The organism is Streptomyces aureus (assembly GCF_000725495.1).
Taxonomy (GTDB): Bacteria; Actinomycetota; Actinomycetes; order Streptomycetales; family Streptomycetaceae; genus Streptomyces; species Streptomyces aureus_B.
Map to the genome: position 1 here is coordinate 32078 of NZ_JNZD01000015.1, position 20138 is coordinate 52215.

Annotated in this window: 21 protein-coding genes; 11 read left to right on the top strand and 10 right to left on the bottom strand. The window is 71.4% G+C overall.

The features are described 5' to 3' along the window. Nucleotides 1-188: 188 nt before the first annotated feature. From IO36_RS21230 to IO36_RS21240, 3 genes are all read left to right on the top strand, one after another. Nucleotides 189-848, top strand: a complete 660-nt coding sequence (locus IO36_RS21230; RefSeq protein WP_078943351.1) for a response regulator — start codon at nucleotides 189-191, stop codon at nucleotides 846-848. Then, nucleotides 845-1966, top strand: coding sequence for a sensor histidine kinase (locus IO36_RS21235; protein WP_037622103.1), 1122 nt, complete (start codon nucleotides 845-847; stop codon nucleotides 1964-1966). Before IO36_RS21230 ends, IO36_RS21235 begins: the two co-directional genes overlap by 4 nt. 89 nt (nucleotides 1967-2055) lie before the next feature. Beyond that, a complete protein-coding gene (locus IO36_RS21240) occupies nucleotides 2056-3180 on the top strand; it encodes a serine hydrolase domain-containing protein (RefSeq protein WP_245173387.1) in 1125 nt (374 codons plus the stop codon). A 66-nt stretch (nucleotides 3181-3246) separates the two neighbouring features. On the opposite strand, the gene IO36_RS21245 is transcribed toward IO36_RS21240, so the two are convergent. The 3 genes from IO36_RS21245 to IO36_RS21250 all read right to left on the bottom strand — a co-directional run bounded on the left by IO36_RS21245 (nucleotide 3247) and on the right by IO36_RS21250 (nucleotide 4982). Then, nucleotides 3247-4128: a PhzF family phenazine biosynthesis protein gene (locus IO36_RS21245; RefSeq protein WP_037622104.1), complete on the bottom strand. Its 882-nt coding sequence runs from the start codon at nucleotides 4126-4128 to the stop codon at nucleotides 3247-3249. 108 nt (nucleotides 4129-4236) lie between these two features. Continuing rightward, complete coding sequence (locus tag IO36_RS46030) at nucleotides 4237-4401, bottom strand: hypothetical protein (RefSeq protein WP_209441239.1); 165 nt, start codon at nucleotides 4399-4401, stop codon at nucleotides 4237-4239. Next, a complete protein-coding gene (locus IO36_RS21250) occupies nucleotides 4398-4982 on the bottom strand; it encodes a carboxymuconolactone decarboxylase family protein (protein ID WP_037622105.1) in 585 nt (194 codons plus the stop codon). The genes IO36_RS46030 and IO36_RS21250 overlap by 4 nt, the downstream gene beginning before the upstream one ends. 155 nt (nucleotides 4983-5137) lie before the next feature. Here IO36_RS21250 and IO36_RS21255 point away from each other — a divergent pair, with 155 nt between their 5' ends. Both IO36_RS21255 and IO36_RS21260 read left to right on the top strand, forming a co-directional pair. Further along, a complete protein-coding gene (locus IO36_RS21255; protein WP_245173388.1) occupies nucleotides 5138-5476 on the top strand; it encodes a winged helix-turn-helix transcriptional regulator in 339 nt (112 codons plus the stop codon). 125 nt (nucleotides 5477-5601) lie between these two features. Next, nucleotides 5602-6102, top strand: coding sequence for a GNAT family N-acetyltransferase (locus IO36_RS21260; protein ID WP_037622106.1), 501 nt, complete (start codon nucleotides 5602-5604; stop codon nucleotides 6100-6102). Between the two features lie 56 nt (nucleotides 6103-6158). Here the strand turns inward: IO36_RS21260 and IO36_RS21265 are convergent, their stop codons facing one another. From IO36_RS21265 to IO36_RS21280, 4 genes are all read right to left on the bottom strand, one after another. Next, entirely contained in the window at nucleotides 6159-6920 is a 762-nt protein-coding gene (locus IO36_RS21265) for an alpha/beta hydrolase (RefSeq protein ID WP_037622230.1), read from the bottom strand. A gap of 206 nt (nucleotides 6921-7126) precedes the next feature. After that, entirely contained in the window at nucleotides 7127-7747 is a 621-nt protein-coding gene (locus IO36_RS21270) for a sigma-70 family RNA polymerase sigma factor (protein WP_037622107.1), read from the bottom strand. 374 nt (nucleotides 7748-8121) lie between these two features. Then, nucleotides 8122-8808 (bottom strand): YqjF family protein, encoded by a 687-nt coding sequence (locus IO36_RS21275; RefSeq protein WP_051900799.1) that lies wholly within the window; start codon nucleotides 8806-8808, stop codon nucleotides 8122-8124. A gap of 121 nt (nucleotides 8809-8929) precedes the next feature. Further along, entirely contained in the window at nucleotides 8930-9631 is a 702-nt protein-coding gene (locus tag IO36_RS21280; RefSeq protein ID WP_037622108.1) for an SDR family NAD(P)-dependent oxidoreductase, read from the bottom strand. 377 nt (nucleotides 9632-10008) lie between these two features. Here IO36_RS21280 and IO36_RS21285 point away from each other — a divergent pair, with 377 nt between their 5' ends. Together IO36_RS21285 and IO36_RS21290 are read left to right on the top strand one after the other, a co-directional pair. Further along, nucleotides 10009-10242 carry a hypothetical protein gene (locus tag IO36_RS21285; protein WP_037622109.1) on the top strand — a complete coding sequence of 78 codons (234 nt, stop codon included), beginning with the start codon at nucleotides 10009-10011 and terminating at the stop codon, nucleotides 10240-10242. Nucleotides 10243-10334: 92 nt separating this feature from the next. Further along, a complete protein-coding gene (locus tag IO36_RS21290) occupies nucleotides 10335-11258 on the top strand; it encodes a hypothetical protein (RefSeq protein ID WP_051900800.1) in 924 nt (307 codons plus the stop codon). A 181-nt stretch (nucleotides 11259-11439) separates the two neighbouring features. Here IO36_RS21290 and IO36_RS21295 read toward each other — a convergent pair whose 3' ends face one another. Then, nucleotides 11440-12324 carry a helix-turn-helix transcriptional regulator gene (locus IO36_RS21295; protein ID WP_037622110.1) on the bottom strand — a complete coding sequence of 295 codons (885 nt, stop codon included), beginning with the start codon at nucleotides 12322-12324 and terminating at the stop codon, nucleotides 11440-11442. Between the two features lie 213 nt (nucleotides 12325-12537). On the opposite strand from IO36_RS21295, the gene IO36_RS21300 reads away from it, so the two are divergent. The 3 genes from IO36_RS21300 to IO36_RS21310 all read left to right on the top strand — a co-directional run bounded on the left by IO36_RS21300 (nucleotide 12538) and on the right by IO36_RS21310 (nucleotide 14662). Next, entirely contained in the window at nucleotides 12538-13554 is a 1017-nt protein-coding gene (locus IO36_RS21300) for a zinc-dependent alcohol dehydrogenase family protein (protein ID WP_037622111.1), read from the top strand. A 26-nt stretch (nucleotides 13555-13580) separates the two neighbouring features. After that, nucleotides 13581-13982, top strand: coding sequence for a (R)-mandelonitrile lyase (locus IO36_RS21305; RefSeq protein ID WP_037622112.1), 402 nt, complete (start codon nucleotides 13581-13583; stop codon nucleotides 13980-13982). Nucleotides 13983-14116: 134 nt separating this feature from the next. Beyond that, a complete protein-coding gene (locus tag IO36_RS21310) occupies nucleotides 14117-14662 on the top strand; it encodes a DUF6328 family protein (RefSeq protein WP_037622113.1) in 546 nt (181 codons plus the stop codon). A gap of 125 nt (nucleotides 14663-14787) precedes the next feature. On the opposite strand, the gene IO36_RS21315 is transcribed toward IO36_RS21310, so the two are convergent. Then, nucleotides 14788-16551 (bottom strand): thiamine pyrophosphate-dependent enzyme, encoded by a 1764-nt coding sequence (locus IO36_RS21315; RefSeq protein ID WP_037622233.1) that lies wholly within the window; start codon nucleotides 16549-16551, stop codon nucleotides 14788-14790. A gap of 14 nt (nucleotides 16552-16565) precedes the next feature. Then, nucleotides 16566-18149, bottom strand: coding sequence for an FMN-binding glutamate synthase family protein (locus IO36_RS21320; protein ID WP_037622114.1), 1584 nt, complete (start codon nucleotides 18147-18149; stop codon nucleotides 16566-16568). Nucleotides 18150-18412: 263 nt separating this feature from the next. On the opposite strand from IO36_RS21320, the gene IO36_RS21325 reads away from it, so the two are divergent. Then, nucleotides 18413-20017, top strand: a complete 1605-nt coding sequence (locus IO36_RS21325; RefSeq protein ID WP_037622115.1) for a phospholipase D family protein — start codon at nucleotides 18413-18415, stop codon at nucleotides 20015-20017. Nucleotides 20018-20138 lie beyond the last annotated feature (121 nt).

Consider the following 20138-nt stretch of genomic DNA (forward strand, 5'->3'; position numbering starts at 1 on the left):
GCAGGGCGGGTCAGGCGCACAAGTTCCACACTGTGACGCGGCGCTTGAATGGGACGCGTCGCTTGCACATTTGCCTCGGGGAGCGCCGCGCTCGCCCGGGGGACTTGCCCCCACCGGTCGGCAGGGGTCGCCCCGTCGACCGGCTCCTGTCCTGCCGGGCCCCTGACGTGACGGCGTAGCCTCTGTGGATGTCTCGAGTGATTCGTGTGGTGGTCGTGGACGACGAGGCGCTCGTCCGTTCCGGGTTCGAGTTGATCCTGAGTGTTTCCGACGACGTCCGCGTCGTCGCGACCGCGGCGGGTGCGGAGGCGGTCGAGGTGGTGCGCCGTGAGCGCCCGGACGTCTTGCTGCTCGACATCCGGATGCCGGACGTCGACGGGCTGACCGTGCTGCGTGCCGTGCGGGCGCTGCCCGAGCCGCCCGTGGTGGCCATGCTGACCACGTTCGACACCGACGAGTACGTGCTGACCGCCCTGCGCAGCGGTGCGGCCGGCTTCCTGCTGAAGGACACCGAGCCGGAACAGTTGGCGCAGTTGGTGCGCACCCTTGCCGCGGGCGGCGTGGTGCTGTCGCCCAAGGCGTCGCACGCGGTGCTTCGGGGGCACCCGGAGGCGGACGAGGGCGTGGCAAGGGTCGGGCACCTCACCGATCGGGAGCGTCAGGTGCTCGTCCTGGTCGCCGAGGGACTGTCCAACGCCGAGATCGGGGCCCGAATTCACCTGAGCCCGAGCACGGTGAAGGACCATGTCAGCACGATCCTCGGCAAACTTCGGGTGGGCAGCCGGGTGCAGGCCGCGCTGCTTGCCCAGCGAGCCGGCTTGCTCGTGGATCAGGGGGCGAAGCGGTGACCGTCGCGCGGTCGCGGGGTGTGGACGCGCTGGTGGTCGCAATTGCCGTCGCTGACGCCGTGGTGGCGCTGTGGGACGAGGGCCGCGCCTCACCGGTCGCGGTCGCTCTGGCCGTCCTGGCCTGTGGCGTGCTGGCGGTACGCCGCCGCTTCCCGCTCGGGGTCTTTCTGCTCACCCTCCCCGCCACCCTCGCGCTGGACCTCGTGTTCGCCCCGTTCGCCGCGCTGTTCACGCTCGCCGAGCGTGCTCGCGACCGCCGTCCGCTGACCCTGTGCGCGCTGCTCTTCGCGCTGGCCGCCGTCCTGCCCTGGCCGCCGGGTGACGCCTTCTCGGGGGAGCGGACCTGGACCGCCGTCAACTTCTTCTACACCCTGGCCACCGCCGCCTCACCCGTCCTGCTGGGCCGGCTCGTCCAGGCCCGCCGGGACCTGCGGCGCCGCCTCGCCGAGATCGAGGAAGCCCGCGAGCACGAGCGACTGCTGCACGCCCAGAGGGAACTTGCCCGCGAACGCGCCCAACTGGCACGCGAGATGCATGACGTCGTCTCGCACCAGGTCAGCCTGATCGCCGTACAGGCCGGTGCGCTCCAGATGGCGGCCGAGGATCCCGGCACCCGGGAGGGTGCCCGCACGATCCGGGCGCTGAGCGTGGACACCCTCGACGAACTGCGCCACATGGTCGCCCTGCTGCGCGTCTCCGGCGGTCGTACGACGGAGCTCACCCCTCAGCCCACCCTCACCGACCTCGACCGGCTCGTCGCGGCCGGCGGCATCGAGGCAGAGCTGACCGGCGACCTGCCCGCGGACCTCGGCGCCCCGGCACAGCGCGCGGTCTACCGCTGCGTCCAGGAAGCACTCACCAACATCCGTAAGCACGCACCCGGCGCCACCGCGGCCGTAAGGCTGTGGCAGGACCCCGACGCCTGTGGGGTGACCGTCACCAATGCGGCCGCCACCCGCTCCGTACTGTCGCTGCCCGGCTCGGGGCACGGCCTGATCGGACTGCGGGAACGCGCCGAGATGCTGGGCGGTGTCCTGGAGGCCGGACCGGCCGCGGACGGGGGATACCGGGTGCGGATGCGGATTCCCTACGACACCCGCCGGTCGGCGGGGGACTGACCGCGGCCCGGCGGATACCGGGCGCCCCGCCGGGACGGAGATCGTGGCGACAGACAGCCCGATCCCGACCTTCCGAGGAGAAGGACTTCATGCGACGCACGAAGCGCCTGGCCCTGGCCCTGACCCTGGCAGTCTCGACCTCGTTGCTGGCCGCCCCCGCGGTCTCCGCCACCACCGTCACCTCGCGGTGCGACACCCGGCCGCTCCAGTCGGCACTGAAGTCACTGCGCGGTGCCGGGGCCTCGGGCATCAGCATGGCGATCGAGAGCCGGCGCTGCGGCGCCTGGAAGGGCGGTGTCGGCATGGCCGACCTCCTCAACCATCGCCCGGTCACCGGCGACGAGCACAGCCGGATCGCCAGCGACACCAAGGCATGGGTGGCCACCGTCGTCCTGCAACTCACCGCCGAGTGCCGCATCCGGCTCGACGACAGCGTCGACCACTACCTGCCCGGCCTCATCCGCACCGAGCACTACGACGGCCGCCGCATCACCGTACGCCAGCTCCTGCAGCACACCAGCGGCCTGCCCGACTACCTGGACGCTCCCTACTGGAACGACGAAACGGCCCATCGCTGGGAGCACTTCGAGCCCCTGTGGACGGTCCGGCAGGCTCTCGAGCTCCCCCCGCCCACGGACCGGCCCGCCTCCGGTTTCTCGTACTCCAACACCAACTACAACCTGGCCGGCCTGATCGTCAGCAAAGTCACCGGGCACAGCATCGCCACCGAGATCCGACGGCGGATCATCCGCCCCCTCGGCCTACGGCACACCTCCTGGCCCGGCGACCGCACCACGCTCCCGTCCCCTGAGCTGCGGGCCTACGTCGAACGCGGCGGAAAGCTGCGTGACTGGACCGACTGGAACGTCTCCGGCTCCGACGCCTCCGGCGCGCTGATCTCCACCGCCTCGGATGTGACCGCCTTCTGGACCGCTCTGATGGGTGGCCGGCTGCTGCCCGCGGCCCAACTGGCCGAGATGAAGCGGACCGTGCCCGACGGCGAGGGCGGCCGATACGGCCTGGGTGTCGAGCGCTACGAACAGAAGGGGCTCGTGACCTGGGGCCACAGCGGCTTCATGGAGACCGGACACAAGCTGCGCAACGCCGTCACCGGGAACGGCTCGCGCTCCGTGACACTGCTGGTGGGCTCCGAGGAGTTCGACGAGAACAAGGTGGACGCGGCCCTGGCGAGGCTGATCCGGGATCTGCGGTGACCAGTGCCGAGGTGCGCCGGTAGATCAGGGGCATGCGGACACGGCCCGGTGGGAGTCCGTGATCTCTCAGAACACCCGCTTGTGGGAGTCGCGGACCATCGCCAAGCCGCCGACCCGGGTCGTGATCCCCGCCGGCCCGCGTCGGGCCGAAGCGAGCACGCTGGCCGGTCGGCCGAGCGTGTCGCCCTGCTCCACCTCGATCGAGATCGTCCGCGCCCCTGTCGTGTCGAGCAGGTGGGCGGCCAGACAGCCCGTGCTGTTGGCGTTGGCGACGTCCTCGTCGACACCGATCGCCGGCGCGAACATCCGCGCCGCACCCGGTCGGTCGCCCACCGGGGGTACGTACACGAAGCAGCCGAGGAGCCCGTACCGTCGGCACGCCTCTGCCAGCCTGCCGAGGTGTGGGCGGGCTCGGAGCAGCGCCGACCGGTCGTGGACCGGTACCAGCATGCGTGGTGCGCCGGGCGCGGCGATCCGTGGCGCGTCGGTCGGATGCGGATCGTCCGTGGTGAGCCCGAGCGCGGTGACGATCGCGGCGCGCTCATCCGGTGCCGGGTGGCGTAGCGCGACGAGGCCCTGGTCGAACCACACCTCGATTCCGGCGGCGCGGCGGATCGCGAAGGTGTCGAACGTGCGGCCGCCGGTGTGCTGGCGGTCGTTCAGCTCGGCCAGTGCGGTGCGGGTCAACCGGACGGCCTGCGCGGCAACGGTGCCGTGACCGCAGCCCGACAGTTCGGCGGTGGCGGTGAAGAACCGGACCGGCCGGCCACCGTCCGGTGTCCGCCCCGGGCCGAGGAACGCCGCGTGCGAGGCCCCGGCCGCGGCAGCGACCGCACGCCGGTCCGCGTCCGTCGCGGCCGGGTCGTCGTCGGTGACGGCCGTGGGGCTGCCGCCCCGGCCGTCACGCCGTACGCACGCATCGACCACCGTGACGTCAGGCCAGGACATCGGCCCACCTTCGACGATCGACGAACCGGCAACCGCGAACGGCGTCCGTCGGTGGCCGGACCTGGCCGAAAGGCCGGCCGAACGCGTCCCGGAGCGTACCGGCCTGCCTCAACGGGTGCCGTCCCGCATCGGACAGTGGATGACGACCGCACCGCCGGTGGCGTAGTCGGCGACATCGGCCGCCACCCGCCGGCCGCGTGCGACGCCCGCGCCGGGGCCAAGGCGGCGGCGTCGGCGAAGTCGCGCCTCGGAGTGCTCCCCGGCGGTGCTCATCGGTCGGTCCGGGGGGCGATGGGGAGGAAGTCGGCGAAGCCAGGCGCGCCGGGTTCGTTCGGCACACGTGCGGCGCGCGCGGCGAAGCTGACGGCGTGGTACCACCCGCACAGCAGAAGCAGATCGAGCAACTGGACCTCGTCGAAGACCGGCACGAGCCGTGTCCACAGCGCGTCGTCGATGTCGGAACGCTCGTGCAGCGCATCGACGGCGAGGATGAGCAGCCGTTCCCTCTCGGACGTCCAGCACTCGTCGGCGGGGCCGCCGTGCGCCAGGGATGCCGCCTGCTCGCGGGTGAGTCCGACCCGCTCGGCGAACGTCATCATGTGCACGCCCCACTCGTACTCGCAGCCGCACAGCGCGCACGTCCGGTCGATGACGATCTCGCGTTCCCGCATGGTCAGGGTCAGCTGTCTGCCCAACTCGTAGCGACCCCATCCGTGCATGGCCTCGGCCATGGGGATGTTCCTGGCGAACATCCGGAACAGCCCGATCGGCGGGGCCTCCCCGGGCATCATGCGCGCGAGCAGTGCGCCGGCCCGGTCGGTGTACGGCGGGTCCAGCGGGGCTATCCGCGACATCGGCTCTCCCGTCGGGTTCGTTTCGTTTCGAAATCAGAAACGCCGAGCAGGTCGGATGCTAGTGTTTCGAATAACGAAACACAAGGACGAGGAGAGGCATGCCGGCACCGCGCCCAGGAACACCGGTTCGTGGATCGACGACCGGCCGTCCCCTCATGGCCGCGATGGACCTGTTCGGCCGTCGGTGGGCGCTGCGCATCCTCTGGGAACTGCGGGCGGGTCCGCTCGGCGCCCGCGCCCTGCTGGCACGGTGCGAAGGGCTGTCGTCCAGCGTCCTCTACCAGCGGCTCCGTGAACTCACGGCGAGCGGGATCATCTCCCCCTCGGCCGACGGCTACGAGCTCACTCGGCTGGGGACGGCACTCGGGCACGCCCTGCGCCCGCTCGACGAATGGGCGACCACCTGGGCGCAGGAGCAGGAGCCGGAGCAGGAGCCGGAGCAGGAGCCGGAGCCGGAGCAGGAACTCGACGATCAGGAGCCCACGGAGACGTGAAGGTCGGCTCGCGTGCCTGCTGACTCCGGTGCGGTCAGGCTGGGTTCGCCGTGATGCCGGTCAGGGCGCCGGTACGGCGAAAATCCAGGAGGGTGGACGCCCGTGCGGTGCTACGGTCGGGCGCCATGAGCTGGCTTCCCGATGACTTCGTACACCCTGTCCTGGTACCGCTGTTGACCGGCCATCACCTGCGGCCGATCCGGGAGGCGGACACTCCGCTCGACTATCCGGCCGTGATGGGCTCGCGCGAGCGGCTGTGGACCATCTTCGGCCCGGCCTGGGGCTGGCCCGCAGCGACCATGACCTACGAGGCCGACCAGGCCGACCTGTTGCGGCACGAGAAGGAGATCGCCGCGCACCAGTCCTTCAACTACGCGCTGTTCGACGCGGCGGAGACCGCGCTCCTCGGCTGCGTCTACATCGACCCGCCGGAGAAGGCCGGCGCGGACGGTGAGATCTCCTGGTGGGTCGTGGACGAGCTGGTGGGCGGCAAGGTCGAACAGGCGCTGGACGCGCTGGTACCGCAATGGATCGCCGCGGATTGGCCGTTCGGGCAGCCGCGCTTCATCGGCCGCGACATCTCCTGGGCGGCCTGGCTCGCCCTGCCGCCGCACCCTGGTGCGTGAGAAGGCGTTCGCAGCCGAGCCGAGCCGAGCCGAGCCGAGCCGAGCCGGTCGACCGATCACGATCGACGGCCGGCGTGCTGAGCGGTGATTCCGGCGGCGCGGGCCAGTACGTCGGCGGTCCGTGAACCCGCCTCGAGGGCATGCGCGGCGGTGCTGGGAAGACAGCGATGCCGCTCGGGGACGTACTCGGTCATGATGACGCCGGCGTGGTCGGTCGCGACCTCGTCGAGTGACGTCGGCCGGCCCTGGTCCATGAGAGCCGAGTGCAGCTCACGTGAACGCTCGACGTCCACCACCGGATCGACGGTGCCATGCACCAGCCATACCGGAACGGGCGGAAGCGGACCGCCGCCCCGGCGGAGGTCCTCGATCGGGACGGTGCCCGTGCTCGGTGCCGTCGATGCGTACGAACCCGCGATTCCCACGACCGCCTGCGGCCTCCAGCCGCCGAACGCCACGGGATTGAGGGCGACACCCACCGCGGCCTTGCCGCCCAGCGACCAGCCGGCGAGCACGATCCGTTCGGGATCACCGCCGAAGTCGGCCACGTTCTGCCGGGCGAAGGCGGCCGACTTCCTCAGGTGCGTTCGTCCGCCGTCCGACGCGTCGGGACGCCAGTCCGGCACCAGAACGATGACGCCCAGCTCCGCCGCGGCGCGGGCGACCGGTGCGAGGACGTCCCGCTCGTCCGGGCCCCGGCCGTGCCAGAGCAGCACCGCGGGCACGGGGTTCGACGCGCCCGCGGGGCGATAGACGTCCATGAGCCGGCCGTCGGCCCCGTACCCGAGCCCGGTCCTGACGACAACTTCCGCGGCCACCGCGGCACCCCCCCGACTGATCACATCACGAACCCAGTATGTTGCATCGTTTCCTGAGGCGGCGGGATCAGCCGGCTGAGCCTGGAGCCGAAGCATTCGGCAGGCGCGGCGAGCAGGCGTTCCGCGCGAGAGACCCTGTGCGCACGGCGGACGTTGCGCGGCCCGAGGTCCGGTACGTCGGCGGGGCTACGCGTCTGCTTGAAGGGTCACGACCGGGAGCTGTTCCCTGCCATGTCCTGGAGGTGACGGTTCAGCCCGTGCAGCCCGCGACGGGTGTGGCTCTTGACCGTTCCGAGCGGCAAGCCGGTGACCTCGGCGATCTGGGTCTGTGTCAGGTCGTTGTAGTAGGCGAGGCTGAGCACGCGCCGCTGAGTCGCGGGGAGTTTGGACAGCTCCTGGCGGATCAGTACGCGGTCCAGTACCGCGTCGGGTTCGCCGGAACGATCCTGCGTGGATACGACGGCCCCGGCCGCCGCCACCAGGTCGGCCCGGCGTGTCCGGGCGTGCAGCGCGTCGGCGATCTTGCGTCGGGTGATGCCGACGAGCCACGCCGCCAGGGCGCCCCGCTCGGGCGCGAAGCCGGCCCGGCCCCGCCAGGCGGCGAGGAACACCACCTGGGTGACGTCCTCCGCCTCGGCCGCGTCGCCCAGGGAACGCAGGGCCAGGGCGTACACCAGTCGGCCCCATCGGTGATAGGCCCCGGACAGAGCCTGCTCGTCGCCTTCGGCGAAAGCGGCGGCCAGGTGCTCCTCGTCGAGGGACTCCCCAACGGGAGCCGTGTGCGGAGCATCCTTGAGAGGCTGCCCGGTCAGATGCTGTGCGGTCATGACGGCTGCTCCTCGAACAGGGCTGGACGTGCCGCGCCGTGTCGGCGAAGGGCACGACCACCGCAGGGCCGTCCCGTCCGCCATGTCTGGCGCATCGGTTTCACGCGGTGCGAATCCGGCTCTGTCACCCTCCGAAAAATCGATGCAGCGGGCAACTTGCATCGACTGTGCGTCGTATTGATGGCCGCTTCACGGGCGGTCCTCATGTCCTACGGCGGCGCCCTCCGCCCTTGCCGGACACGCCCGCGGCACGGGTCACCGAGCCGTCGGCAAGGCCCGTGAGCATGGGTACCGGGGGAGGTGCGCCCCGGCCCGTGGTCAGGGGGGAGCGGGCGCCCGGCACGCAGGCCTGACGGCCCCTGGTGCGCAGGGCATCAGGTGTCGGGCAGCGACATCGGCGTTCCGAACCGGACCGGCACGCCGGGCGCGTACAACACGCTGACCGGTGCCTCCCCAGGCCGGGACAGGCCCGCCGCCGCGATGAGCGAGTCGTCCCATCCCAGCAGGTTGCAGCGGCAGAAGGACCACTGCGGGTGAGTGTTGGGAAGGTAGTAGGAGCGCCCGAAGGCGTGCCCGTGCAGTCCCCATCGGTTCGTGAGGAACTCCTCGAGGGGGTCGGGAGCCAGGGGTGCGCCGGACACCTCGAGCCACACGTGGGCCGCGGCCTCCGGTGTTCCGCGCCGGCTGCTCCGGTACAGCAGGCGGTTGTCGAACCACTGGCTGTGGATACGGGACCACCGGTACGGAAGCCGGAAGGACGCGTCGGCGGCCAGGACGGGCACTAGCCGGTCGCATTCCAGCGAACGGAACACCACTCCGCGCCGCCCCAGTGCGTCCCGGCTGTAGAGACGCACGTTGACCTCGTCGAAGGACCCGAAGTACGGGATCGCCGGGGTACCGCCGATGGCGAGATCGCGCATACGGAAGAAGACCAGGCCGACGTACGTACGGCCGTTGTGGAGGTCGGGGACGGTTCCCGACGGCAGGAGCCCGGCCACCTGGAACGGGTCCGCGGGCCAGTGCAGGAACACCAGGTCGCGCCAGTTCTGCCGGAACAGCATCCGCCGCAACTCCCGCGGCGCGCGAGGGGTCACCGGCTCCACGGGATGCAGGATCCGGTGGGACCGGTGGGACCGGCGGGGCGCCTTGCCGTCGGGCACGGCGGTTCCTCGGCCGCCCGCCCTACCGCTCGGCGTCGAGCGGCGCGTCACGGCCCGGCTTCACCACGCGGGCGCCGGCCGAGAGCGCGGCGGCGATCGCGTCCACCGCCTCGGCGACGGACAGCCCCGCAGGCAGCGCGGGAGGTGTTCCCAGAACGGCTCGGCCGGTGAAGCCCGTCTCCACATGGGGCAGACGGATCTCCAGCACCGTGACTCCGGACGCCCGCTGCTCACGCCGGACCCCGCGCAGCCATGCCGCGAGTCCCGCCTTCGACGCGGAGTAGTCGGCCATGCCTGCCGGGGACGAGTCGGCGACGACGCCCGTGATCGCCGCGATCACGCCGCCCGGCTCGACGACGGCCAGGGCGGCTCGCAGGAACGCCAGGGGGGCCAGCGTATTGACCGTGAACAGGTGCTCGGCCACCGCGTCGCTCACCGACTCGGCCGGTCCGAAGGCGGCAACGCCGACGCAGACGACGACCGCGTCGAGGCGGCCGAGTTCCCCTGCGGCCCAGGTCACCGTGCGTGCGCACTGCTCTAGGTCGTAGGCGTCGAAAGCCTGGGCGGGGGCGTCTGCGCAGGCCCGGGACACGCGGGCGAGCCCTTCGCGGTCGCGGCCGGCCACGGCCACGGCGGCACCCTGCTCGTGCAACCGCAGAGCCAGGGCGGAGCCGAGTACTCCCGTTGCGCCGGGAACCAGGATCCCCGCACGGCTGATGACCATGCCACACCTCCCGTGTCCCCGAGGGCCGGGGCATCGGACGACTCACCCCCCTTTTCGGCAGGCGAACGATCCCTGGATGCGGCGGAGGGGCCGGCCGGGGCAACCCGGGCCGGCCCCTCCGCCCGGCCGCGAGTGCCGATCCGTGAGCTGTGCCCGCCGGCCACGGCGCCCGGCCGCCGTCACACGCCCGCCCCGCACCGCGCGTGGCCGCGGGGCTGCGGCAGGCGGCAGCGCGTCCGGTCCTCCGCGACGTCGCGGAGGACCGGACGCGGAGAAGAGCGCGGGCGCGAAGCCCTCGCATCCGAGGACGCCGCAGAACCGGAAAGGGTTGAAAGCACGCCAAAACGAATCAACAGTCCGAAGCGAGAGGGAAAGTGATGATCGTAAAGAAGTTGCACGATGCGGGCCTCCAGAGTGAACACGCCTACGCCGCGGCCTTCGGCTCCATCGGCCTTTCGCTCGTCTCCTGGCTGGCGTCCAACAAGCAGGAGAACCTCGAACGGGCCGACCGCTGGGGCATCTTCGTGGGGGAGTGGGCACCCACCTTCTTCGCCCTCGGGCTGGCACTGGCCAACTACGAGCGCAGCGACGTCGCGGCGGCCGACCACTGACCGACGGGGCCGCATCGCTCAATACCCCGTCCGGGCTGCGTCTGCGATCTGCGGAAGCGCGCCCCCCGACCGAGAAGGTGCTGACGCGGGACATGGTGACGATGGAGACGATCTCGGTGACCGAGCTGCTCGACAGTGGAATCGAGGACGCTTCGGCCGAGCGGGACATGGGACGGGGCGGGCCGCCGACATGGCGCGAGCTGGGGCTCCAGTCGATGTCGGCGGCGCTGGTCGAATCTCTGAGTCGACGGGGAAGCCGCTTCTTCGAAGCGCTGTGCCAGTGGCCTCGATGGCATGCTCTGAACGAGCGGGCACTCGCGGTGACGCACCATCCCCTGCTCATGGCCGAGTCCGCCCGCCAGATCGCTGCCGCCCTGGAGTTGCGGCATCTCACAAGGGCGGATGCCAACCGGCTCCAACCCGTCTCGGTGAGCCTGGGAGTGGACCCGAGAGCACAACCGGTCGAGCGCGGCGCCGCGTCGGACGTGCTGGTGCACGTCACGGTCAGCGATCTCGTCGTACGAGTGGGTACTGTCGTCGCGTACCGCCTGACGGCCGAGTTCTTTCACGCCGGCACGCGTTTCGGCGCCTGCGGCATGACGTTGGCCCACCCTTCAGGCCCTCGCCCGGAGGTGACCCCCACGCCGTGTCCGGGCCTGCTGCGTCCCGTCCCGGCCGCCGTCGGAGCGTCGGCCGAGCCGGACGTGCTGCTCGCCCGCGGACCACAAGGGCGACTCGTGATCGCCCCCTGCGACCCTGGGCACCCGGTGCTCCTCCCGGGCCGGCCCGCCCTGCTGCCGGCGCTCGCTGTCATGGAAGCCGGACGGCAGGCGACGCTGCTGTACCGAGGGGCGTTGCCGTCCGCCGTGGCCGGCATCGCAGTACGACTCGACGCGCCGGTGCCAAGCCGAGGGGCAGTCGTAGAGGTGGTGGCCGAGGGCGGCGCCTCGCGCTTCCTCGTCAAGGCCGGGGAACAGATCGCCGCCAGGGGCACGGTCACCGTGTTGCGATCCTGAACGCAGCGAACGACGACGGCCTGGCCGTCGTCGACCACCTGCGCGCGCACGTGGCGCTGTTGGGCACGGGCCGGTGGGCGCACCGGTGCAATTCCGGCGTGGACCAGGATGCGCGGCCGTCGTGCGCTCAAGGGCGTCGCCCGCGATGCGCCCGGCGGCATGCCCTGGAACCAGGTGGGGATCAGTCTGCGCCCTGCTGCGCGGGCGAGCCGACGTTCTGGGTGGCGGCCCAGGAGGCCAGGAGGCGTAGGCCTTCTTCGTGGGACGAGCCGGGTTCGGCGGTGTAGATCGTGAGGGTGAGACCGGGCGCGGCGGCCATCTCGAGGCCTTCGTAGGCGAGGGTGAGGTCGCCGACGCTGTGATGGTGGAAGCGTTTGGTGCCGGTGCCGTGCCGGCGGACGTTGTGGGCGCCCCAGCGGGTGCGGAAGTCGTCGCTGCGGGTGGACAGCTCGCCGACCAGGTCGTGCAGGCCCTTGTCGTGGGGGCTGCGGCCGGCTTCGGTGCGCAGGATGGCCACGGCGATGTCGGCGGCCTGGTCCCAGTCGGGATAGAAGCGCCGTGACGCGGGGTCGAGGAACTGGAAGCGGGCCAGGTTCGCCTGGTTGCCGCGGGTGGCGTAGACGTCGTCGTAGAAGGCGCGGGCGAGCTGGTTGGTGGCGAGCAGGTCCATACGGCCGTTGCGGACGAAGGCCGGTCCGGCGGTGACGGCGTCCAGAACCCACTGCAGGCTTGGGTGCGCCTTCCACTGCGCGGCGCGGCGCCGGGGGCGTGCGAGGGCGTCGGAGCCGTCGGCGGCCTGCGCCAGGTTCAGCAGGTGGGCGCGTTCGGCGTCGTCGAGCTGGAGGGCGCGGGCGACGGCTTCGAGGACGGCGGGGGACGCACCGGCGAGGTTGCCGCGCTCCAGCTTGGCGTAGTACTCCACGCTCACATCGGCGAGCGCGGCGACCTCACTGCGGCGCAGGCCCGGCACCCGCCGGCGATTCCCGGACGGCAGGCCGGCCCGCTCGGGGCTGATCTTCGCTCGCCGCGAGGTCAGGAACTCACGGACCTCTTCCTGGTTGTCCACGCCTTCGACGGTACGTCCCGCCCGCGCCCGGAGGGATGTACTGGCAGTACACCCCTTGATGGTGTCTCGCTGTCCGCGCGAGGAGCGGGTTACCTGGATGACGTGGTGCTCATCGCCCGGTCATGACGACGGGACGGTGCACCTGGCCCTGCACTCGGCGACGACCCCGGCACCCGGGACCGCACGCCTCGGCACGCGAAGGAAGCTTCTCTCATGCGCGGCGCAGTCATTCACGCCCCCGGCGACGTCCGCTTCGAGTCCCTGGACGACCCGAAGCTGCTCCACCCCACCGACGCGATCATCCGCACGGCAGTCACCTGCGTGTGCGGCTCCGACCTGTGGCCCTACCGCGGTGCCGAACCGATCGGCGACCCGCACCCCATGGGCCACGAATACGTCGGCTTCGTCGAGGAAGTCGGATCCGAGGTCACCTCGGTGAAGCCCGGCCAGTTCGTCGTCGGCTCCTTCGCGACCTCCGACAACACGTGCGCGAACTGCCGGAACGGCTTCCAGTCCAACTGCCTCCACCGCGAGTTCATGTCCACCTGCCAGGCCGACTACGTGCGCATCCCCAACGCCCAGGGCACCCTGGTCGCCACCGACGAGGTGCCGGGCGAGGAGTTGTGGCCGGGCCTGCTGGCCGTGTCCGACGTGATGGGCACCGGCTGGTGGGCCGCGGATGCCTCCGAGGTCACGCCCGGCTCCACCGCCGTGGTCGTGGGAGACGGCGCGGTCGGCCTGTGCGCGGTGATCGCGGCCAAGGAGATGGGCGCCGAGCGGATCATCGCCATGTCCCGGCACGAGCCCCGGCAGAAGCTCGCCCGCCAGTTCGGCGCCACCGACATCGTCACCGAACGCGGCGAGGAAGGAGTCGAGAAGATCAAGGAGCTGACCGGCGGGATCGGCGCCGACAGCGTCCTGGAGTGCGTCGGCACCGCCCAGGCCATGAGCCAGGCCCTTCACTCCGCCCGCCCCGGAGGCAACGTCGGCTTCGTCGGCGTCCCCCACGACGTCGCGGTCGACGGCCAGGAACTGTTCTTCTCCCACGTCGGCCTGCGCGGCGGCCCCGCCCCCGTGCGCCGCTACCTGCCCGACCTGATCGACCGCGTTCTGGCCCGCCGCATCGACCCGGGCAAGGTCTTCGACCTCACCCTGCCCCTGGACCAGGTCGCCGAGGGCTACCGGGCGATGGACGAGCGCCGCGCCATCAAGACCCTCCTCACGCCCTGACCCCCGCACCGGACAAGGAGCACCTCGTGCAGATCACCCGCAGCTCGATCGACACCGTCAAAGGCCCGGCCGACTGGTTCACCGGCGACGTCTACATCGACCCCGTCGCCGCCGCGCCGGCCCCCTCCCGCGTCACCGCCTCCCTGGTGCACTTCATGCCCGGCGCCCGCACCCACTGGCATCGCCACCCACTGGGCCAGACCGTCTTCGTCACCGAAGGCGTCGGCCTGTGCCAACGCCGGGGCGGACCGGTGGAGGTCATCCGCCCCGGCGACCGCGTCCTGTTCGAGGCCGACGAGGAGCACTGGCACGGCGCCGCCCCGAACCGGCTCATGGTCCACCTCGCCATCAACGAGGGCGACCACGACCACGACGTCGTGCACTGGCTGAACCCCGTGACCGACGACGAGTACACCGCCGCCCGCTGACGTACGCCGCGAGCGCGGAGTCCCATGTATGGCGCCGTTCAACGCGAGGTCAAGGAAAAGTCAATTCGGGGTGCACGGCGGCGGCGAACGGGGGTATCCGCTCGCCCATACGGACGAGCACACCGGGAGGGGTCGTGGCGGACAGCGGGGTTGCGGACGCGAGACCGGCGGCGAGGCAGGGGAAGGGCGCTGAACAGGCACAGCGGGAGGAGTCCGAGGCCGAGCGGGCCGACCGGCGGTGGAACGAGCTGATGCAGGAGATCCGGGTCGCGCAGACCGGCGTCCAGATCCTCTTCGGTTTCCTGCTGAGCGTGGCGTTCACCCCGGCTTTCGGGCACCTGTCGCACGCGGACCGGTTCATCTACATCACGACGGTCGTCCTGGGCGCGACGGCGACCGGCGCCCTCATCGCGCCCGTCCCGTTCCACCGGCTGATCTCCGGCCGCAGCATCAAGGCGCAGGCGGTGCGCTGGGCGGCGCGGCTCATCTTCATCGGGCTGGCGCTGCTGGTCGCCACGCTCACCTCCGCCCTGTTCCTGATCCTCAGGGTGGCCACGCACGACGGCTTCGTACCCTGGCTGGTGGGCACGGTGGTGGCCTGGTACCTCGCGTGCTGGGTCGCGCTGCCGCTGTGGGCACGGCACCGGTACACGACGGTGGCGGAGGAGCCCGCCGGCTGACGGAAGCCGGCCGCTGCCGACGGCCCGTCGTCATGTGACGCGGGCCGGCTCTGCCGGCAGGCACATCCCGGTCGTACCCGGCTGTCGGACGGATGGTCGGGCGGGTACGGCCGGCTCCAGCGCCGTCAGTTTCCGCTCGGCTCTCCATGACTGCGTACGATTTCCTTCACCTTGGCCAGGGCGAATCCCCAGCCCTGTTCGACGGTCGGTTTGGCCGGTACGGCGATCTCGTCGGGGTTGGTGAGCACGTCGAGCAGTGCCGGCCCCGGGCTGTCGAAGGCGCGTCGGACGGCGTCGTCCACATCGGCGGGATCCGTCACGCGGATGCCGGTGATGCCCATGGCCTCGGCGACGGCGGCGAAGTCGGGGTTGTCGAGCACCGTACCGAACTCGGGCAGGCCGGCCTGCTCCTGCTCGAGCTTCACCATGCCCAGCCGGCGGTTGTCGAACACGACGAGTTTGACGGGGAGCCGGTACGTCTTCAGGGTCATGAGGTCGCCGAGGAGCATGCTCAGTCCGCCGTCGCCGCAGAAGGCGACGACCTGTCGCTCGCGGTCCAGGGCCTGGGCGCCCAGGGCCTGGGGCATGGCGTTGGCCATCGAACCCAGGTTGTAGGAGCCGATGAGGCGCCGCTCGCCGCGCATCTCGACGAACCGTGAGAGCCACACCGTGGCCATGCCCGTGTCCGAGGTGAAGACGGCGTCGTCCGCAGCGGCGCGGTCGACGGCCGCGGCCAGCACCTCCGGGCGGATGTCGTGGTCACGGTTGTCCAGCGCGGAGCGGATGCGGCCCACCACACCCTTGTCGTGCGAGGGGTCGGCGAGCCGGGCCTGACCGGCGCGCCACTTCTCGAAGCGTTCGCGCGCCTTCTCCAGATGCGAGCGGTCGCGTGCGCCGCCGGACCCGGCGGGCGGGGCGGTGAGACGGGCGAGGAGGTCGCGTACGGTGGCGCCGGTGTCCCCTACCAGTCCCACCTCGACCGGCACCCGGCGTCCGATGTGGGTCGCCTCGGTGTCCACCTGGATCACGGTCCGGCCGTCGGGATACCAGTCCCGGTAGGGGAAGTCCGTGCCGAGGAGCAGCAGGGTGTCCGCGTCCTGTAGGGCCTCGGCCGCGGCGGGATTGCCGATCAGACCGGTCTGCCCGACCTGGAAGGGATTGGTGTCGCCCTCGAAACCGGCCTTGGCCTTCAGGGTGAGCACCATGGGCGCGGCCAGTCGGTCGGCGAGGGTGAGAACGTCCTGCCGGGCGGCCCGGGCCCCTGCCCCGACGAGCAGAGTGACGCGTTCGGACCGGTCGAGGATGTCCGCCGCGCGGCGGACGGCGGACTCCTCCGGGCGGCTCACCGGGGCGTTCAGGGAGAACCGGGCCGGCCGGTCGGCGGTCAGGTCACGCTCGCCCAGGTCGCCGGGCACGGTGAGGACGGCGACGCCCTTGCGGCCCAGCGCGTGGCGCACCGCCGTCTCCAGCATCTGCGGCAGTTGGTCGGGCGAGGTGACGGTCGCGCGGAAGACGGCCACGTCGCTGAACAGGGCGTCGTTGTCGACCTCCTGGAAATAGTCGCTGCCGAGTTCGGCGAGGGGCACCTGGCCGGCTATGGCCAGCACCGGGGTGTGGCTCTTGGCCGCGTCGTACAGCCCGTTGAGGAGGTGTACGGAGCCGGGGCCGACGGTGCCCATGCACACGCCGAGGGTGTCGGTGAGCTGCGACTGGGCGCTCGCGGCGAAGGCCGCCGCCTCCTCGTGCCGGCAGCCCACCCACTCCAGGCCGTCGGTGGTGCGGATCGCGTCCGTCAGCGGGTTGAGAGCGTCTCCCACGACGCCGAACACCTGGCGCACGCCCAGTTCGCTCAGGGCGTCGACGATGACTCGGGCAACGGTACGGGGCACGAAGATCCTCCTGGTCATACGGTGAAACGGTCGGGGTCGGCGGCCTTCCAGTCGGCCGCCCAGGCAGCCGGCGGCCCGGCGAGCAGCTGCCCTGGTTCGAGCCACTCGTACAGCTCCTCGTAGGAGCGTTCGGTGACGGGGTCGATGCGCCGGTGGAGCATGTGGGGGCGTAGCTCGGCGGGGTCGGTGACGCCCATGGACGCCATGATCTGCAGTGCGCCGGCCACGGTCGCCTCCTGGAAGCGCTGCACCCGGGGCGTCTTGTCCCGCACGTCCAGGGCGCGGGCCCGGCGCGAGTCCTGGGTGGTGACGCCGGTGGGGCAGGTGTTGGTGTGGCACCGCTGCGCCTGGATGCATCCGACGGCGAACATCATGGCCCGCGCCGCGTTGCCGTAGTCGGCGCCCTGCACCAGGCGTTTGACGAGGTCGCTACCGGTGGCGATCTTGCCGCTCGCCCCGATCTTGATCCGGTCGCGCAGGCCCGTGCCGACAAGGGCGTTGTGCACGGTGAGGAGGCCTTCGGTGAGAGGCGTGCCGACATGGTCGGCGAACTCCAGCGGGGCCGCGCCCGTTCCGCCCTCGGCGCCGTCCACCACGATGAAGTCGGGCGTCGTGCCTTCCTCCAGCATGGCCTTGCACACGGCCAGGAACTGCCGCCGGGAGCCCACGCACAGCTTGAACCCGGCAGGCTTGCCGCCGGACAGCTCCCGCATGCGGGCGATGAAGCGGACGAGTTCGCGCGGGGTGGAGAACACCCGGTGGTACGGCGGGGAGACGACGGTGCGTCCCTCGGGCACGTCCCGGACCCGGGCGATCTCGGCGTTCACCTTGGCTCCCGGCAACACACCGCCGATACCGGGCTTGGCACCCTGCGAGAGCTTCAGCGACACGCATTTGACGTGGTCGTGCGCGGCCTTGTCGGCGAACTCGGCCGGGTCGAAGTCGCCGTCCGGGGTCCGGCAGCCGAAGTACCCGGTGCCGACCTCCCACACGAGGTCGCCCCCCGGCCGCAGATGGTACTCCGACAGCCCGCCCTCGCCGGTGTCCTGGGCGAAACCGCCCGCCGCGGCACCGCCGTTGAGGGCCAGGACCGCGTTGGCCGACAGGGAGCCGAAGCTCATGGCCGACACGTTGAGCAGGGCCATGTCGTAGGGCCGCGTGCAGTCCGGGCCGCCGATCCGTACGCGGGGCGGGGACTTGGGCACCGGGCGGGGAGCCATGGACGGAATCAGGAACTCGTACCCGGTCTCGTACACGTCCCGTTCGGTGCCGTACGGCTCCTCGGCCTCGGTGCCCTTGGCGCGTTCGTAGACGATGCTGCGCACGTCCCGGTCGAAGGGGCGGCCGTCGTAGTTCCGCTCGATGAAGTACTGCTGCAGCTCCGGGCGGATGGCCTCCATCAGGAAGCGGGCGTGGCCGAGGACGGGATAGTTGCGCAACACCGAATGCCTGCGTTGCAACAGGTCCGCGGTGCCCAGCAGACCCAGCAGGACGAAAGGCACTGCGGCGAACAGCCACCAGGGCGAGAGGAGACCTGATGCCAGGGAGGCCAGAACGCCTGCGAAGAGGGTCAGGGCGACGATTGCTATGCGTGTCACCACCTGCTCATTGCCATGTCCTCGCTCCTCAGTCCTGCGGGCCGCGTCAAGAACCTGCCAAGCGCCGAGCGACGGTGCCGGTCCGGCAGGCGTGCTCGACCGCGGATGCCGCCCAGGTCGGCGTGGGCGGGCGTGCCGTCTCCAGGTCCGGGAACGGAGGCCGCCGCAGGGCTGTTCGGAGCAGTAGGCGCGTGGGTCGCACGCTCGGGGGTACCGGATCCACCGGAAGATCCAGGAAGGACCGTCGGCTGGAAGGACTCCCCGTGGAACTCGCCGACTGGCTGCTCACCCCCGCTCAGCGGGGGAATCCCGCGTCGCGGGTGGACTGCCGTCATGCCGACGGTGGGGCGTGGTCCACGGGCAACGACGTCCGCCCCCTGGTACACGGAGCGGTGTACTTCGCCGAGCTGCTCGCGGCCGTGCGGGCGCAGCGGGCCGGCGACCTGTTGATGTTCACGGACTGGCGGGGTGACCCTGACGAGCGGCTGGACGGCCCGGGGAGCGCCATCGGTGACGTGTTGTGCGACGCCGCACGCCGCGGTGTCGTCGTGAAGGGGCTGGTGTGGCGCTCGCACCTGGACCGGTTCCAGTTCAGTGAACAGGAGAACTACCACCTGGGTGAGGAGATCGAGGAGGCGGGAGGGGAGTGCCTGCTCGACATGCGGGTGCGGCCGGGTGGCTCGCACCATCAGAAGTTCGTGGTGCTGCGCCACCCGGGTCGCCCCGAGCGGGACGTCGCCTTCGTCGGCGGTATCGATCTGTGCCACAGCCGTCGGGACGACGCCGCTCATCAGGGTGACCCGCAGGCGCAGCGCATCGCCGACGCCTACGGTTCCCGTCCTCCCTGGCACGACATCCAGCTGGCGGTGCGCGGGCCCGCCGTCGGCGATGTCGAGGCCACCTTCCGTGAGCGGTGGACGGACCCGGCTCCGCTCAGTCGCAGTCCGCGCAGCCGGCTGCGGGCGGCACTGAGGGGCGAGGACACACAGGCGGATCCGCTCCCGGCGCAGCAACCCGACCCGGACCCCCGCGGCTCCCAGGTGGTCCAAGTCCTGCGCACCTACCCGAACCGCCTGAAGGGTTATCCGTTCGCTCCCGACGGCGAACGCAGCATCGCCCGCGCCTACATGAAGTCCCTGCGGCGGGCACGCCGGCTGATCTACCTGGAGGACCAGTACTTGTGGTCGGAGAGTGCCCTCCGGCCGTTCGCCCGGGCTCTCGGGGATCATCCGGACCTGCGGATGATCGCCGTCCTTCCGCCACTGCCGGACCAGCAAGGGCGGATCAGCACACCGATGAATCTGCTGGGCCGCATCCGCGCCCTGGAAGTCCTGCGGCGGGCCGGCGGTGACCGGGTGGCCGTCTACAGCCTGGAGAATCACGCCGGGACGCCCGTATACGTCCATGCCAAAGTCTGTGTCATCGACGACGTCTGGGCGGCGGTCGGTTCCGACAACGTCAACCGGCGCTCCTGGACGCACGATTCGGAGCTCGGCTGCGCTGTCCTCGACGAGACCCGTGACCTCCGTGAACCGTCGGACCCCGGGGGTCTGGGGGACGGCGCCCGCGTCTTCGCGCGCGAGCTGCGGTTGTCGTTGAATCTCGAACACCTTGACCGGAAAGGGGACGAGGAGGCGGCCGCACTCTGCGACCCGGGCCGCGCCTTCGCGGCCTACGCCGAAACGGCCGCCGCACTGGACGCCTGGCACGACGGCGGCCGTCACGGTCCGCGCCCGCCGGGACGGCTGCGCACCTATCACCCGCCGCATCTGTCCCGCCTCACGCGGGCCCTGACCGACCCCCTCTACCGGGTCGTCGTCGATCCCGACGGGCGCCCGCTCTCCCTGCGACGGCGGGGCGCCTACTGACGGAAAACCTGGGCCCCGTGTCAGTCGACCGCTTCACTGGTAGCGCTTCCATGATCCCCAGGGGCAAGTGGACACCGGTGCGCGTTCCGGTCCTGTCGTGGTGCTGGAGTGTATGAGCATC